General features: G+C 64.9%; 18 protein-coding genes. 16 read left to right on the top strand and 2 right to left on the bottom strand.

What is annotated here, in order from left to right; genetic code table 11:
• Positions 1-48: 48 nt before the first annotated feature.
• Together ACI2KG_RS09520 and ACI2KG_RS09515 are read right to left on the bottom strand one after the other, a co-directional pair.
• The gene (locus ACI2KG_RS09520; RefSeq protein WP_404661693.1) at positions 49-390 is read right to left on the bottom strand and encodes an EscU/YscU/HrcU family type III secretion system export apparatus switch protein; all 342 of its coding nucleotides are present in this window, start codon (positions 388-390) and stop codon (positions 49-51) included.
• The gene (locus tag ACI2KG_RS09515) at positions 387-1943 is read right to left on the bottom strand and encodes a flagellar hook-length control protein FliK (protein WP_404661692.1); all 1557 of its coding nucleotides are present in this window, start codon (positions 1941-1943) and stop codon (positions 387-389) included. Before ACI2KG_RS09515 ends, ACI2KG_RS09520 begins: the two co-directional genes overlap by 4 nt.
• Before the next feature lie 265 nt (positions 1944-2208).
• On the opposite strand from ACI2KG_RS09515, the gene ccmA reads away from it, so the two are divergent.
• The 16 genes from ccmA to ACI2KG_RS09435 all read left to right on the top strand — a co-directional run bounded on the left by ccmA (position 2209) and on the right by ACI2KG_RS09435 (position 14062).
• Positions 2209-2841 carry a cytochrome c biogenesis heme-transporting ATPase CcmA gene (ccmA, locus tag ACI2KG_RS09510; protein ID WP_404661691.1) on the top strand — a complete coding sequence of 211 codons (633 nt, stop codon included), beginning with the start codon at positions 2209-2211 and terminating at the stop codon, positions 2839-2841.
• Positions 2838-3506, top strand: a complete 669-nt coding sequence (ccmB, locus tag ACI2KG_RS09505) for a heme exporter protein CcmB (protein WP_012051653.1) — start codon at positions 2838-2840, stop codon at positions 3504-3506. The genes ccmA and ccmB overlap by 4 nt, the downstream gene beginning before the upstream one ends.
• Positions 3507-3552: 46 nt before the next feature.
• The gene (locus ACI2KG_RS09500) at positions 3553-4320 is read left to right on the top strand and encodes a heme ABC transporter permease (RefSeq protein ID WP_404661690.1); all 768 of its coding nucleotides are present in this window, start codon (positions 3553-3555) and stop codon (positions 4318-4320) included.
• Positions 4317-4493, top strand: a complete 177-nt coding sequence (gene ccmD, locus ACI2KG_RS09495; RefSeq protein WP_174370622.1) for a heme exporter protein CcmD — start codon at positions 4317-4319, stop codon at positions 4491-4493. The genes ACI2KG_RS09500 and ccmD overlap by 4 nt, the downstream gene beginning before the upstream one ends.
• Positions 4490-4945, top strand: a complete 456-nt coding sequence (gene ccmE, locus ACI2KG_RS09490; RefSeq protein WP_400613869.1) for a cytochrome c maturation protein CcmE — start codon at positions 4490-4492, stop codon at positions 4943-4945. Before ccmD ends, ccmE begins: the two co-directional genes overlap by 4 nt.
• Complete coding sequence (locus tag ACI2KG_RS09485; protein ID WP_404661689.1) at positions 4942-6930, top strand: heme lyase CcmF/NrfE family subunit; 1989 nt, start codon at positions 4942-4944, stop codon at positions 6928-6930. The genes ccmE and ACI2KG_RS09485 overlap by 4 nt, the downstream gene beginning before the upstream one ends.
• A complete protein-coding gene (locus ACI2KG_RS09480; RefSeq protein WP_201206476.1) occupies positions 6927-7463 on the top strand; it encodes a DsbE family thiol:disulfide interchange protein in 537 nt (178 codons plus the stop codon). Before ACI2KG_RS09485 ends, ACI2KG_RS09480 begins: the two co-directional genes overlap by 4 nt.
• Positions 7460-7936, top strand: coding sequence for a cytochrome c-type biogenesis protein (locus tag ACI2KG_RS09475; RefSeq protein WP_404661688.1), 477 nt, complete (start codon positions 7460-7462; stop codon positions 7934-7936). Before ACI2KG_RS09480 ends, ACI2KG_RS09475 begins: the two co-directional genes overlap by 4 nt.
• Positions 7929-9125, top strand: a complete 1197-nt coding sequence (ccmI, locus tag ACI2KG_RS09470) for a c-type cytochrome biogenesis protein CcmI (protein WP_404661687.1) — start codon at positions 7929-7931, stop codon at positions 9123-9125. Before ACI2KG_RS09475 ends, ccmI begins: the two co-directional genes overlap by 8 nt.
• A 12-nt stretch (positions 9126-9137) precedes the next feature.
• On the top strand, positions 9138-9554 hold the full coding sequence (locus ACI2KG_RS09465; RefSeq protein ID WP_404661686.1) for a hypothetical protein: 417 nt from the start codon (positions 9138-9140) through the stop codon (positions 9552-9554).
• Between the two features lie 226 nt (positions 9555-9780).
• Positions 9781-10719: a 2-hydroxyacid dehydrogenase gene (locus tag ACI2KG_RS09460; protein WP_404661685.1), complete on the top strand. Its 939-nt coding sequence runs from the start codon at positions 9781-9783 to the stop codon at positions 10717-10719.
• Between the two features lie 50 nt (positions 10720-10769).
• The gene (locus tag ACI2KG_RS09455) at positions 10770-11558 is read left to right on the top strand and encodes a PhzF family phenazine biosynthesis protein (RefSeq protein ID WP_404661684.1); all 789 of its coding nucleotides are present in this window, start codon (positions 10770-10772) and stop codon (positions 11556-11558) included.
• A 184-nt stretch (positions 11559-11742) separates the two neighbouring features.
• The gene (locus ACI2KG_RS09450; protein WP_400613884.1) at positions 11743-12156 is read left to right on the top strand and encodes a GFA family protein; all 414 of its coding nucleotides are present in this window, start codon (positions 11743-11745) and stop codon (positions 12154-12156) included.
• A 103-nt stretch (positions 12157-12259) separates the two neighbouring features.
• Complete coding sequence (locus ACI2KG_RS09445; protein ID WP_404661683.1) at positions 12260-12598, top strand: FKBP-type peptidyl-prolyl cis-trans isomerase; 339 nt, start codon at positions 12260-12262, stop codon at positions 12596-12598.
• A 100-nt stretch (positions 12599-12698) separates the two neighbouring features.
• Positions 12699-12881, top strand: a complete 183-nt coding sequence (locus ACI2KG_RS09440) for a hypothetical protein (RefSeq protein ID WP_400613888.1) — start codon at positions 12699-12701, stop codon at positions 12879-12881.
• A gap of 518 nt (positions 12882-13399) precedes the next feature.
• Positions 13400-14062, top strand: a complete 663-nt coding sequence (locus ACI2KG_RS09435; protein WP_400613892.1) for a histidine phosphatase family protein — start codon at positions 13400-13402, stop codon at positions 14060-14062.

The raw sequence follows: 14062 nt of genomic DNA, 5'->3' as shown, positions 1-14062 counted from the left end.
CGGGAGTGGCAAGGCTGAACGGCGGGTGCCAACCGGGGTGGTAGATAGCTACCGCTGGCTCCCAGGTGGCAGCAGCGCGGTTGCTGGGGTGATGTCGCGCGGCGCCTCGGGCTCGTCGCTGAAACCGGCGGGCACCTTGCCCCGTAGTTGCCAGGCGAAGGCAATGATTTCGGCAATGGTCAGGTACAGCGCTTCGGGAATCTGCTCGCCCAGTTCCAGGCGCGCCAGCAGGCGCACCAACTCCGCGTTTTCGTAGATCGGCACCTCGTGCTCGCGTGCCAGGGCCAGGATGGCCTCGGCCAGCGCATCGTCACCCTTGGCGCTGAGGGTGGGGGCTTGCTGGCCGTCGTAGCTCAGGGCAATGGCCTGGCGGGCGTGCTGCTGTGTCATGCGTTTTCATCCACCCAGCGTTGTTCCACCCGCGTGCGCGGGCCTTGTGGCGGGGTGCCGGGGTGGCACGCCAGGTCGCCGACATCCAGGCCTCGGGCCAACAGGCGCTCGCGCAGGGCGCCGAGCTGGGTATCGATCAGCCGCGCGGTTGGCTCGCGCTCTGCCCACAGCTGCCCGTTGAGACGGCCTTGGCTCAGTTGCGCCTGCACCTGCATGGGGCCGAGTGGTGCCAGGTCGAAAGCCAGTTCGATGCGCCACAGGGCTTGCAGCGGGTCTTGTGCCTCATGCTGGCGGTCGGCCTGTTGTTGCGGGGTTTCTTCGCGTTGCAGTTTGACCTGTAGCGGGATGAACTCCTGGCCATGACGAATCGGCACTTCAGTCTGCCAGGTGGTCTGCAGGTTGCCGTTTTCCAGCGTGCCGGACTGTTGCAGGCTGCTCATGGCGTGGCTCTGCAGGCGCGAAACGGCCGCCGCAGCCAAGCGCAGCAGCTGTTGCAGATGCCCTTCGTCTTCCAGGGCCTTGAGCAGGCGGGAGGGCAGCGGGAACGCTCCGGGTTGAGGCTTGGGGCTGACCCGCTCGAGCATGCCCAGGGCGCTGCGTGCCAGTGCCGGCATGGTCACGGCCAAGCTGGCAGGTGCCAGGTTCGGGGTACCTGCCGGCAGGCTTTGAGCCTGGGCTACCAGCCGCAGCAGGTGCGCCTTGAGGTCGGTGGCGACACTGGCAGGGAAACCGCCCAGCAGTTTCGCTTCAAGGAAGGCGCCGCTGTTGTTCAGGGCCTGGGCCACACCCTTGGCGTCGCCCAGCTGGCGCGCGTCGGGCAGGCTGGCCAGCAGGCGTTCGGCGCTGGCGCGCAGGTCGCCCGCGGCGTCCGGGGCGCGGGCGAGCTGTTGCAGGGCATTGAGCAGGCCGGGCAGCGAGGCCTGGCGGTTTTGCTGGGTCAGCAACTGCTGGGCGATGTTCAACTGGTCCTGCCTGCCGCTGAGCGGCACAAAGCGCAGCGACTGGTCGCCCTGCACGAGTGCGCTGAGCAGGCTGCCTATAGCCAGCGGGCGAGGGCTGTCGATGTTCAGGGTGGCGCCGGCCTGGGCGCTGTTGAGCAGGCTGACCAGCGCCCGGTAGACCGGTGCTTGCCCGGGCCCCTGTGCCAAGGCCTGGTTGGTCACGACCTTGCCTTGCAGCAGGGTGCCGATAGGGACCTTGCTGATGTCCAGGCGGGTGAGGGTGGCGACCTGGCTGGCGTTGGCCTGCTGCAACATGATCGCCAGGTGATTGCTTTCGGTCTGGCTGACGGTGACCTGGCTGCCCGGGGGCAGTGGCTGGCTGGCGCTGGCCTGCAGTTGGGTCTGTACGCCGTTGGCCTGGATCAGCCGCAGCACCAGCTGAAAGTCCTGACCGGCCTGGCGCAACGACACGACTTCGGCTTGCGCGGTCTCGCCAGGCGCCAGCAAACCGGGCTGGGCCTGAATCAGGCGCAGCAGTTCGCCGGTCATGCCCGCCTTCATGGCTTGGCTGTTGGTCGCGGTTTGTGCGCCGAGACTATTGATTTCAGTCATGATTGTATACAACCTGTCGAACCCGGCCTCTTGGCAGCGCGGCGGCGCGTGTAATAATGCCGGGCGCCCGTGGTTGCCAGTATAACGGCAGCGTAGGGGGCGACTTGAGACACAAGGCATTAGAGCGGTGTCGTCTGCTTCGCGGGTGAACCCGCTCCCACAGGTACGGCGCAGGGCTTGAAAGCTGCGCAGAGCCCTGTGGGAGCGGGTTTACCCGCGAAGCGGACGACACCATTCTGGAGCCCTAAAAAGATAAGGCGAAACCGTGACCCTTCACCTCCAAGCCGCAGGCCTGGCCTGCGAGCGCGACTGGCGCCTGCTGTTCGAGCAGCTCGATTTCGAGCTGGGTGCCGGTGACATGCTGCAGATCAGCGGCCCCAACGGCAGTGGCAAGACCAGCCTGCTGCGCCTGCTGGCCGGCTTGATGCAGCCCACCGCCGGGCAGATTCTGCTGGGTGGCAAGCCGCTGGCCGAGCAGCGCCATGCCCTGGCCAGCATCCTGCTGTGGGTCGGCCATGCCGCCGGCATCAAGGACCTGCTCACTGCCGAGGAAAACCTCACCTGGCTGTGCGCCCTGCACCAGCCGGCCAGCCGCGAGGCAATCTGGTCGGCACTGGAGGCGGTAGGCCTGCGCGGTTTTGAAGACGTCCCCTGTCACACCCTATCGGCCGGCCAGCAGCGCCGCGTGGCCCTGGCCCGCCTGCACCTGGCCGGCCCGCCGCTGTGGATCCTCGACGAACCGTTCACCGCCCTCGACAAGCAGGGCGTGGCGCAGCTCGAAGCGCACCTGGCGGCCCACTGCGAGCGAGGCGGCACGGTGGTGCTCACCACCCACCATGCGCTGGAACGCAAGCCCTCCGGTTACCGTGAACTGAACCTGGGGCAATGGGCGGCATGAGCGTATTCATCCTGTTGTTGCGCCGCGAAGCGCGCCTGTTGTTCCGCCGCCCGGCGGAGCTGGCCAACCCGCTGGTGTTCTTCGCCATCGTCGTGGCCATGTTCCCGCTCGCCGTCGGCCCGGAAAGCCAATTGTTGCAAACCTTGTCGCCAGGCCTGGTCTGGGTTGCCGCGTTGCTCGCGGTGCTGCTGTCGCTGGACGGCCTGTTCCGCAGCGATTTTGAGGACGGCTCGCTGGAGCAGTGGGTGCTGTCGCCGCACCCGCTGGCACTGCTGGTGCTGGCCAAGGTGCTGGCGCACTGGATCTTTTCCGGGCTGGCGCTGGTATTGTTGGCGCCGCTGCTGGCGCTGATGCTGGGGCTGCCCAGCCATTGCCTGCCGGTGCTGCTCGGCTCGCTGTTGCTGGGCACGCCGGTGTTGAGCCTACTGGGTGCGGTGGGCGCAGCGCTGACAGTCGGTCTGAAGCGTGGTGGTTTGTTACTGGCGTTGCTGATTCTGCCGTTGTATATCCCTGTATTGATCCTGGGCAGTGGTGCGTTGCAAGCGGCGTTGCAAAATATGCCGGCAACCGGCCACCTGCTCTGGCTCGCCAGCCTCACGGCCCTGGCTGTGACCCTGGCACCCTTTGCGATAGCGGCCGGCCTGAAGATCAGCGTCGGCGAATAACGAGTCCCGGGCTTTCAAGCCCGGCCAATACCCTGGATGTACCCTGATGAAAATAAGCTGGACGTGGTTCCACAAGCTGGGCTCCCCGAAATGGTTCTATGCCATCAGCGGCCGCATGCTGCCGTGGCTGGCCGGCGCCGCCGTGCTCCTGTTGCTGGTGGGCATCACCTGGGGCCTGGCCTTCGCCCCGCAGGACTACCAGCAAGGCAACAGCTTCCGCATCATCTATATCCACGTGCCGGCGGCGATGCTGGCGCAGTCCTGTTATGTGATGCTGGCGGTGGCCGGCGTGGTGGGGCTGGTGTGGAAGATGAAACTGGCCGACGTCGCCCTGCAATGTGCCGCGCCGATCGGCGCCTGGATGACCGCCGTGGCGCTGGTCACCGGCGCCATCTGGGGCAAGCCGACCTGGGGCAGCTGGTGGGTGTGGGATGCCCGCCTTACGTCCATGCTCATCCTGCTGTTCCTGTACTTCGGCATTATTGCGCTGGGCCAGGCGATCAGTAATCGTGACAGTGCAGCCAAGGCCTGTGCGGTGCTGGCGATTGTCGGCGTGGTGAACATCCCGATCATCAAATACTCGGTGGAGTGGTGGAACACCCTGCACCAGGGCGCCACCTTCACCCTCACCGAAAAACCGGCGATGCCCGCCGAAATGTGGCTGCCGCTGCTGTGCACGGCGCTGGGCTTCTATTGCTTCTTCGGCGCCGTGCTGCTATTGCGCATGCGCCTTGAAGTGCTCAAGCGCGAGGCGCGCGCCAGTTGGGTCAGGGACGAAGTGTTGAACAGCCTGGGGCGGAGGGCCGCACAATGAGCTTTGCCACCTTCGGTGACTTTCTCGCCATGGGCCACCATGGCCTGTACGTGTGGTCGGCCTATGGCATCTGCCTGGCCGTGCTGGGGCTGAATGTCGCCGCACCGCTGCTGGCCCGCCGTCGCTACCTGCAAGAAGAGGCGCGCCGTTTGCGCCGGGAGAACAACCAGTGAATCCGCAGCGCAAGAAACGCCTGTTGCTCATCGTCGGCCTGCTGGTCGGCGTCGGGGTTGCCGTCGGCTTTGCCTTGAGCGCATTGCAGCAGAACATCAACCTGTTCTACACCCCGACCCAGATTGCCAACGGCGAAGCGCCGCTGGATACCCGCATCCGTGCCGGCGGCATGGTCGAGAAAGGCTCGGTGCAACGCTCGTCCGACTCGCTGGACGTGCGCTTCGTGGTCACCGACTTCAACAAGTCGGTGCCGATCACCTACCGGGGCATCCTGCCCGACCTGTTCCGCGAAGGGCAGGGCATCGTCGCCCTGGGCAAACTCAATGGCGAAGGTGTGGTAGTGGCCGATGAAGTGCTGGCCAAGCACGACGAAAAATATATGCCTCCCGAGGTCACCAAGGCCCTGAAGGAAAGCGGCCAGGCCGCTGCTGGCGGGGAGGCCAAGCCATGAACGCCGCACTGGTAATACCCGAACTGGGCCAGCTGGCGATGATCCTGGCCATCTGCTTTGCCGCCGTGCAGGCCAGCGTGCCGCTGCTCGGCGCCTGGCGCGGCGACGGCCTGTGGATGAGCCTGGCGCGGCCGGCGGCCTGGGGGCAGTTCGCCTTCCTGGCGTTTGCCTTCGCTTGCCTGACGCATGCCTTCATGACCGACAACTTCTCGGTCGCCTATGTCGCCAGCAACTCCAACAGCGCCTTGCCGTGGTATTACAAGTTCAGCGCCGTCTGGGGCGCCCACGAAGGCTCGCTGTTGCTGTGGGCGCTGATCCTCGGTGGCTGGACCTTTGCCGTGTCGGTGTTCTCGCGGCAGTTGCCGCAGGTGATGCTGGCCCGTGTGCTGGCGGTGATGGGCATGATCAGCGTGGGCTTCCTGAGCTTTTTGATCATTACCTCCAACCCGTTCCAGCGCCTGTTGCCGCAGGTGCCGACCGATGGCCGTGACCTCAACCCGTTGCTGCAGGATTTTGGCCTGATCGTGCACCCGCCAATGCTGTACATGGGCTACGTGGGTTTCTCGGTCGCCTTTGCCTTTGCCATCGCCGCCTTGCTCGGTGGCCGCCTGGACGCCGCCTGGGCACGCTGGTCGCGGCCGTGGACCATTGTCGCCTGGGCCTTCCTTGGCGTAGGTATCACCCTCGGCTCGTGGTGGGCCTACTATGAGCTGGGCTGGGGCGGCTGGTGGTTCTGGGACCCGGTGGAAAACGCCTCGTTCATGCCCTGGCTGGTGGGCACGGCGCTGATCCACTCGCTGGCAGTGACCGAAAAGCGCGGGGTCTTCAAGAGCTGGACCGTGCTGCTGGCAATTGCCGCGTTCTCGTTGAGCCTGCTGGGTACCTTCCTGGTGCGTTCCGGCGTGCTGACCTCGGTGCACGCGTTTGCCGCCGACCCTTCGCGCGGTGTTTTCATCCTGATCTTCCTGCTGTTCGTGGTCGGTGGCTCGCTCACCCTGTTCGCCCTGCGTGCGCCGGTGGTCAAGAGCCAGGTCGGCTTTGCCCTGTGGTCGCGTGAAACGCTGCTGCTGGCCAACAACCTGGTGCTGGTGGTGGCGGCCTCGATGATTCTGCTCGGCACCTTGTACCCGCTGGTGCTCGACGCGCTGACCGGGGCCAAGCTGTCGGTCGGCCCACCGTACTTCGACGCGTTGTTCCTGCCGCTGATGGCGCTGCTGATGGTGGTGCTGAGCATTGGCGTGGTAGTGCGCTGGAAGGACACCCCAGGCAAGTGGCTGGTCAGCATGATGACCCCGGTACTGATTGGCAGTGCCATCCTCGCGCCGGTTGCCGGTTTTATCGTCGACGACTTCGACTGGCCGACCCTGACCGCCTTCGCCCTGGCCGCCTGGGTGGTGCTCGGCGGGCTGCGCGATATTCTCGACAAGACCCGCCACAAGGGCCTGGTCAAGGGCCTGCCGGGCCTGGGCCGCAGCTACTGGGGCATGCAGCTGGCGCACCTGGGCCTGGCGGTGTGTGCGCTGGGCGTGGTGCTGTCGAGCAACAACAGCGCCGAACGTGACCTGCGCATGGCCCCGGGCGAAAGCGTGGAACTGGGCGGTTACCACTTCCTGTTCCAGGGCGCCAAGCACTTCGAAGGGCCGAACTTCATCTCCGACAAGGGCACCATCGTGGTCAGCCGCAATGGCCGCGAAGTGACCACCCTGCACCCGGAGAAGCGCCTGTACACCGTGCAGCAGTCGATGATGACCGAAGCCGGCATCGACGCCGGTTTTACCCGTGACCTGTACGTTGCCCTTGGCGAGCCGCTGGAGAACGGTGCCTGGGCGGTGCGCGTGCACATCAAGCCTTATGTCCGCTGGATCTGGCTGGGCGGTCTGTTGACCGGCCTGGGCGGGTTGCTAGCGGCCCTCGACCGGCGCTACCGCGTCAAGGTCAAGACCCGGGTGCGTGAGGCCCTGGGCGTGTCTGGAGCAGCTGCATGAAGCGTTGGATCATGGTAGTCCCCCTGGCAGTGTTCCTGCTGGTGGCGGTGTTCCTCTACAAGGGGCTTTTTCTCAAGCCCGACGAGCTGCCTTCGGCAATGATCGGCAAAGCGTTCCCGGCGTTTTCCCTGGCCTCGACCCAGGGCGATCGCACCCTGACCCAGGCCGATTTGCACGGCCGCCCGGCCCTGGTCAACGTGTGGGCCACCTGGTGCCCGTCGTGCAAGGTCGAGCACCCGTACCTGAACCAGCTGGCCCAGCAGGGCGTGGTGATTCACGGGGTCAACTACAAGGACGACAACGCCGCTGCACAGAAGTGGCTGGCCGAGTTCCACAACCCCTACCAGCTGGACATCCGCGACGAGCAGGGCAGCCTGGGCCTGGACCTTGGCGTGTACGGCGCACCGGAAACCTTCCTGATCGATGCCAAGGGCGTCATCCGCTACAAGCACGTGGGCATCGTCGATGCCACCGTGTGGCGTGAGCAGCTGGCACCGCTTTACCAAGGCCTGGTCGATGAGGCCAAGCCATGAAGCGCTGGCTGGCAGCCGCCGTGCTGGGCATGAGCCTGGCCGGTGTGGCCAAGGCGGCCATCGACACCTACCAGTTTCGCGATGAGGCCGAGCGCGAGCGTTACCAGCAGTTGACCAAGGAACTGCGCTGCCCCAAGTGCCAGAACCAGGACATTGCCGACTCCAACGCGCCGATTGCCGCCGACCTGCGCCGGGAAATCTTCCGCATGCTGGGTGAGGGCAAGAACAACGAGCAGATCGTCGATTTCATGGTCGACCGCTATGGCGACTTCGTGCGCTACAAGCCGGCGCTCAGCGGGCGTACCTGGCTGCTGTGGTTCGGCCCGGGGCTTCTGCTGGCCGGTGGTTTCGTGGTGTTGGCGGTAATCGTGCGCCGGCGCCGCAGTAGCACCGGGCAGGGCACCAACGAGTTGTCTGCCGAAGAACGCGAGCGTCTCGCCAAACTGCTGGAAAAAGAACAGACCCATGATTGAATTCTGGCTTAGCGCGGGCCTGCTGCTGCTCGCTGCACTCAGCTTCTTGCTGATCCCGATCCTGCGTGGCCGTCGTCGCCAGCCGGAAGAAGACCGCACGGCCCTGAACGTGGCCCTGTACCAGGAACGCGTCGCCGAACTCGCCGCCCAGCAGGCCGCCGGTGTACTGGACGAGGCGCAACTGACCAAGGGCCGTGATGAGGCTGCCCGTGAGCTGCTGGCCGATACCGAAGGCGCAGACGCCCCGCGCCAGGGCCATCTGGGCAAAACGCTGCCGCTGCTGGCGGCCGTGCTTGTCCCGCTGATGGCGCTGGGCCTGTACCTGCATTTTGGTGCGGCCGACAAGGTGGAGCTGACCCAGGAGTTTGCCGAGGCGCCGAAGTCGATGGAAGAAATGACCGCGCGCCTGGAGCGTGTGGTGCAGGCCCAGCCGGATTCGGCCGAGGCCATGTATTTCCTCGGCCGTGCCTACATGGCCGAGCAGCGCCCGGCCGATGCCGCGCGCACCTTCGAGCGCGCCGTGGCCTTGGCCGGTCGCCAGCCAGAGCTGTTGGGGCAGTGGGCGCAGGCCCTGTATTTTGCCGCTGACAAGCAGTGGAGCCCGCAGGTGCAAGGCCTGACTGACGAAGCGCTGAAGGCCGACCCCAACGAAGTCACCAGCCTGGGCCTGCGTGGTATCGCTGCCTTTGAGGGTGAGCGTTACCAAGAAGCCATTGATTACTGGAAACGCCTGCTGGCGCAGTTGCCGGAAGGCGATGCCTCGCGCGCGGCCCTGCAGGGCGGTATCGACCGCGCGGCGGAGCGTTTGGGGGGGGCGCCAGCCCAGGCTGCCGAGCCTGCGCCGGTGGCCGCGCGCCTGAAGGTGCGAGTCGAGCTGGCGGCAGCGTTGCAGGGCAAGGTCAAGCCCGACGACACCGTGTTTATCTTTGCCCGCGCCAGCAAGGGCCCGCCGATGCCGCTGGCGGCCAAGCGGGTGACGGTGGCGCAGTTGCCGATCGAGGTAGAGTTGTCCGATGCTGATGCGATGATGCCGCAGATGAAACTGTCCGACTTTGCCGAAGTCCAACTGGTTGCACGTGTTTCGCGTGCTGGCCAGCCGACCCACGGTGAGTGGATTGGCCAAGGGGCGCCGCTGCCGAGCGCTACCCAGGCCACTCAACACCTGACCATCGACAGCCCCGACCCGTAAGAGAGCAATGCCATGCACAGCACTGTCCGCCTGACCCTGATCACCCTGGCCCTGGGTTTGTCCGCGTGTACGGTGCAGCAGCCGTATGAGCAGCCCGAGCCACCGATAGAGCGGGTGCCGCCGCAGGGCCCGGTGGTCAAGCCCTTGCCGGGCGGGCAGCCTTCTACCCAGCCGAGCAAGCCAGCGGCGGTTCCCAAGCCCATGCCGCGGACCTCGGCGAGCTTTGCACCGCCGCCTGGCGGGGCGAGCCACTGGGACCCGAAACTGGGTGTATATGTCCTTGAGAAGCAGCCCAACACTTTTTACCGGCAGCGGACCTATTACCGGTTCGATAACGGCTGGAGCTGGTCGCTGAGCCCGAATGGGCCTTGGCAGGAGACGGACAGCAGTGGGGTGCCGGGTGGGCTGGGGCGGGCGTTCGCGCAGTAGAGAGCTATCAGCGCGTTCGTCGTGAGTTTTGTATGGTTTGCGAGATCGAGCGCCGCCCGCGCGGCGCTCGATCGGCCGGGCGCCGCATGTCCAGCGGCGAGCACCCCGAAGCCCTCACACAATCTCCCGGCGTATTACACCAATACAGTACAGTTTTACCCGCAAATACCGATTGACTGTACTGCACGGTAAATCCGCATAATACCCCTTCAAATATGGAGGTGGCATGCACAAGACAGTCCTGGTACTGGTGGAAACCGTCGATGATTACCTGCCCATGCTCGAACAGGCCGGTTACCGCCTCATCCGGGCCCCATCACCGCAACAGCGGGCCAATGCCATCCACCGCCACGCCAACGAAATCGACGCGGTGCTTACCCGTGGCCCGCTGGGCCTGTCCGCCGCCGAAATCAACGCATTGCCCAACCTGCAGATCATCTGCGTAATCGGCGCGGGCTACGAGCAAGTCGACCTGGCGGCCGCCGCCGCACGCGGCATCACCGTTACCAACGGCGCGGGGGCCAATGCTGCTGCCGTTGCCGACCACACCCTGGCCCTGCTGCTGGCCCTGCTGCGCGACATCCCCCGCGCAGATGCCAGCACCCGACGCGGCGAGTGGAACCGGGTGATCAGCCCTTCGGTAAGTGGCAAGCGCCTGGGCATTCTCGGCCTGGGCGCAGTAGGCCTGGCCATCGCCAAACGCGCCCACCTCGGCTTCGACATGCCCATCAGCTACCACAGCCGCACGCCCCGCCAGGATGTGCCCTACACCTGGTACGACAGCCCGCAACAGCTGGCCGATGCCGTGGATATCCTGGTCGTAGCCACCCCGGGTGGTGCCAACACCCAGCATCTGGTCGATGCCCGGGTGCTGGAGTCGCTGGGCGCCGAGGGCTACCTGGTGAATATCGCCCGGGCCAGCGTGGTCGACACCCAGGCCCTGGTTGGCGCACTGCAACGTGGCCAACTGGCCGGCGCCGCGCTGGATGTGTTCGACGACGAGCCGGCAGTGCCCGATGCGCTGAAAGCCTTGGCCAATACCGTGCTAACGCCCCATGTGGCCGGCCAGTCGCCTGAGGCGGCGCGCGACACGGTGGCCCTGGTGCTGCGCAACCTGCAGGCGTTCTTTGCCGGTGAGCCGGTACTCACCCCGGTACGCCCGTAACCCTATTCAGACATCTGCCTGGCAGCGCCCAGGCAACAAGGAGCGTGTGCATGCAACTCGAAATCTTCCAGGTCGATGCGTTTTCCGCTGAGCCGTTCGGTGGCAACCCGGCGGCGGTGATCCCGCTGCAAAGCTGGCTGCCGGACGATGTACTGCAGCGCATCGCCGAAGAAAACAACCTGTCGGAAACCGCCTACTTCGTGCGCAATGGCGAGACCTTCGACCTGCGCTGGTTTACCCCGACCGTGGAAGTCGACCTGTGTGGCCACGCCACCCTGGCCTCGGCCTATGTACTGTTCGAGCAACTGGGGGAGCAGGCGCAGGTGCTGCGCTTCAATACCCGCAGCGGCGAGCTGCGCGTCAGCCGTAGCGCCGATGGCCTGCTGGCCATGGATTTCCCGGCCAAACAGCCCGTCGCCCAAGATATCCCGGCGGGCCTGTTGCAGGCGCTGGGCCTGAGCCAGGCGCAGGCACTGTACCGCAGTGACGATTACGTGGTGGTGATTGACGATGCCTTGCTGCTCGACACACTTAAGCCAGACTTCGTTGCACTGGCGGCCTTTGATGTGCGCGGCATTGCCGTGACTGCAGCAGGGCGTGGCTTTGATTTCGTCACCCGCTGGTTCGGCCCACGGGTAGGCGTGAACGAAGACCCGGTGACCGGTTCGGCGCACACCTCGCTGGCGCCGGTGTGGGCCGAGCGCTTGGGCAAGAACGTGCTCAGCTGTGAGCAGGGCGGGGCGCGCAAAGGGCAGTTGCAGTGTGAAGTACCGGGCAATGGTCGGGTGATCATCAGCGGGCGGGCGGCGTTGTACCTGCGCGGTACGGTCTACATCTGACAGGCCAACGCTGTCCTTGTAGGAGCGGCCTTGCGTCGCGATCGGGCCGCAACGCGGCCCTGCGATATTCGCGTTAATGCATAAACCCTGGGGCTGCTTTGCAGCCCATCGCGACACAAGGCCGCTCCTACAGAAAAGCGCGCATCTATAATTGCTGGCCCAACCCCCGTTCAAGGAGCCAGCCATGGCCCTGGAAAAACACGGCACCTGCCTGTGCGGCGCTACCCGGCTCACCGTCACCGTCGACAACACCCACATCAGCGCCTGCCATTGCCGCATGTGCCGCAAGTGGACCGGCGGCCCACTGCTGGTGGTTGATTGCAGCAAGCCGCCGCTGATCGAGGGGCGTGCGCCCAGCGTCTATGACTCGTCCGACTGGGCACAGCGCGCTTTTTGCGGCCAGTGCGGCACGCACCTTTATTACCGGCTCAAGGCCAATGACTTCCATGCCATACCGGTCGGCCTGCTCGACGGCGACCAGGACTGGGATTTCAACATGCAGATTTTCGTCGAAGAGAAACCCGCCTGGTACTGCTTCGCCAACCAGACCAAGGAACTGACCGGCCAGGAAGTGTTCGAGCAGAACAGCGGGCAGTAGGGGGATGTGGTCGATGCCCCGGCACGAAACGCCACGCGAGCTTGCCAAACCAGTGCATTCCTGAGAAAAGGGCGGCTTTGTTTTCAAGCGTTGGAGTATGCCCGTGAGCCGAGAACTGCAGATCATCGAACTGGTAGAGGGTGATGGCAAAGCCGCCGTCAAAGGCGCCCTGATCACTACCCAGTATACCGGCTGGCTGGCCGATGGCAGCGAGTTCGATTCGTCCTGGTCGCGCGGCAAGCCGTTCCAGTGCGTAGTCGGCACCGGCCGGGTGATCAAAGGTTGGGACCAAGGCCTGATGGGCATGCGCGTGGGCGGCAAGCGCAAGCTGCTGGTACCGGCGCACCTGGGCTATGGCGAGCGCAGCGTGGGGGCGATTCCGCCTAATTCGGACCTGACCTTCGAGATCGAGTTGCTGGAAGTGCTGACGCGGGATGATTGAGGAAAAGGACTACACACGCTGTCGACTGCGGCCTGATTGAGGTGGTGGTCCGGGTCGGCTAACCTTGCAGACTCTTCGAAACAGCAAGGGTAGCCAATCCATGAAATCGCACTTTTCATCACGCGTGGTTCGTGAAGCAAACGCGTTGCTGGTGGCATCGGGCGCACGAATGGAAATTTCGTTACCGCGTGAACTGACGAATGTAGTGACCAATCCCCGAAAGACCCGCTCGGAACTGAAGGCTGCGTTTGCGGCAGCGTATTCCCGCTTGCGCAAGGAATAAGCGCCCAGGCGGGACATTTGATGTGAAGCCGAAATCGAGCGCCGCCCGCGCGGCGCTTCGCGAGCAAGCTCGCTCCTACATTTGTTTCGGGCCAGTTATTCCTGAGGCAGACGCGCGCGGCCCCTTGGCGTTCACCTCGATATTGCGTGGGGCAAACAAGGCGGTCGCGCGCGTTGGTGCTGGCGATACTGGCCCGAAACAAATGTAAGAGCGAGCTTGCTCGCGAAGCGCCGCGCGGGCGGCGCTCGTTCTCGGCAACAACGCTACCCTTCAGCCGTACATCTCCTGCACCATCCTGAAACCCCAGGTTCTTGCACCCTACACATTTGTGCAACACCCATCCCCTAATCTAGGCCTTGCCTAGGGAACGGCATCCACCTGCAGGGAGGAACCAAACGGGTTCAGGGCACTCTGACCCTCACGCGTTGCCAAGGATGGCATTCACTACTGATGGCGCCCCGCAATGCCGGGGCGATGTGGCGGGTAACCCGATTTCTCTGCCACACGAGCCTGTTTTGATGAAGTTGCCAACATTCTTCCGCCGTCGCCGTCACTTGCTGCTGAGCCTGGTGCTTACAGCCGTCGCCGTACCGCTGGCGCTGGAGGCTGTCGAAAGCCGCGCGCAACCGGTGGACGGTACTCAGACGCTGGTATTCCTGCGCCATGCCGAGAAGCCGGGCGAGGGCCTGGGCCAGTTGAACTGCCAGGGCCTCAACCGGGCGCTGGACCTCGCCACGCTGCTGCCCGAGCGCTTCGGCAAGGCCGATTACGTGTTTGCCGCCAACCCCTCGCGGCATGTCGAGGAAGGCAGCAAGGACGAAAGCTACAGCTACATTCGCCCCTTGATGACCATCACCCCCAGTGCCATCCGCCTCGGCTTGCCGGTGAACATCGACTACGGTGCCAATGACACCGACGAACTGGCCGATGAGTTGCTCAGCGACAAGTACCGCAACGCGACCGTGTATACCGCCTGGTCCCATGGCTACCTGCCGGAGCTGATCAACACCGTGGCCGGCAAGGCGTTGGGCGAAGACCGGGTGATCACCGAAGACTGGAGCGGCGATGACTTCGATACCCTCTACGTACTGACCCTGACCTGGCATGACGGCAAGGCCAGCCTGCTCAGCCGTAACGTGCGCCAGGGCCTGAACGACGGTGCGCATAGCTGCCCGACCTGA

Origin of the sequence: Pseudomonas sp. NPDC089407 (assembly GCF_044900445.1) — a bacterium.
Taxonomy (GTDB): domain Bacteria; phylum Pseudomonadota; class Gammaproteobacteria; order Pseudomonadales; family Pseudomonadaceae; genus Aquipseudomonas.
Note: the sequence above shows the minus strand (reverse complement) of the source record. Positions and strands in the feature narration are given on the sequence as shown.

Bases quoted from the DNA above. Each gene is read 5' to 3' on its own strand.
- ACI2KG_RS09500 (WP_404661690.1), top strand. From the start codon at position 3,553: ATGAAAATAAGCTGGACGTGGTTCCACAAGCTGGGCTCCCCGAAATGG.
- ACI2KG_RS09485 (WP_404661689.1), top strand. From the start codon at position 4,942: ATGAACGCCGCACTGGTAATACCCGAACTGGGCCAGCTGGCGATGATC.
- ACI2KG_RS09450 (WP_400613884.1), top strand. From the start codon at position 11,743: ATGGCCCTGGAAAAACACGGCACCTGCCTGTGCGGCGCTACCCGGCTC.
- ACI2KG_RS09515 (WP_404661692.1), bottom strand. From the start codon at position 1,943: ATGACTGAAATCAATAGTCTCGGCGCACAAACCGCGACCAACAGCCAA.
- ACI2KG_RS09460 (WP_404661685.1), top strand. From the start codon at position 9,781: ATGCACAAGACAGTCCTGGTACTGGTGGAAACCGTCGATGATTACCTG.
- ccmI (WP_404661687.1), top strand. From the start codon at position 7,929: ATGATTGAATTCTGGCTTAGCGCGGGCCTGCTGCTGCTCGCTGCACTC.
- ACI2KG_RS09465 (WP_404661686.1), top strand. From the start codon at position 9,138: ATGCACAGCACTGTCCGCCTGACCCTGATCACCCTGGCCCTGGGTTTG.
- ACI2KG_RS09475 (WP_404661688.1), top strand. From the start codon at position 7,460: ATGAAGCGCTGGCTGGCAGCCGCCGTGCTGGGCATGAGCCTGGCCGGT.
- ccmD (WP_174370622.1), top strand. From the start codon at position 4,317: ATGAGCTTTGCCACCTTCGGTGACTTTCTCGCCATGGGCCACCATGGC.
- ACI2KG_RS09435 (WP_400613892.1), top strand. From the start codon at position 13,400: ATGAAGTTGCCAACATTCTTCCGCCGTCGCCGTCACTTGCTGCTGAGC.
- ccmB (WP_012051653.1), top strand. From the start codon at position 2,838: ATGAGCGTATTCATCCTGTTGTTGCGCCGCGAAGCGCGCCTGTTGTTC.
- ACI2KG_RS09480 (WP_201206476.1), top strand. From the start codon at position 6,927: ATGAAGCGTTGGATCATGGTAGTCCCCCTGGCAGTGTTCCTGCTGGTG.
- ACI2KG_RS09455 (WP_404661684.1), top strand. From the start codon at position 10,770: ATGCAACTCGAAATCTTCCAGGTCGATGCGTTTTCCGCTGAGCCGTTC.
- ACI2KG_RS09520 (WP_404661693.1), bottom strand. From the start codon at position 390: ATGACACAGCAGCACGCCCGCCAGGCCATTGCCCTGAGCTACGACGGC.
- ACI2KG_RS09440 (WP_400613888.1), top strand. From the start codon at position 12,699: ATGAAATCGCACTTTTCATCACGCGTGGTTCGTGAAGCAAACGCGTTG.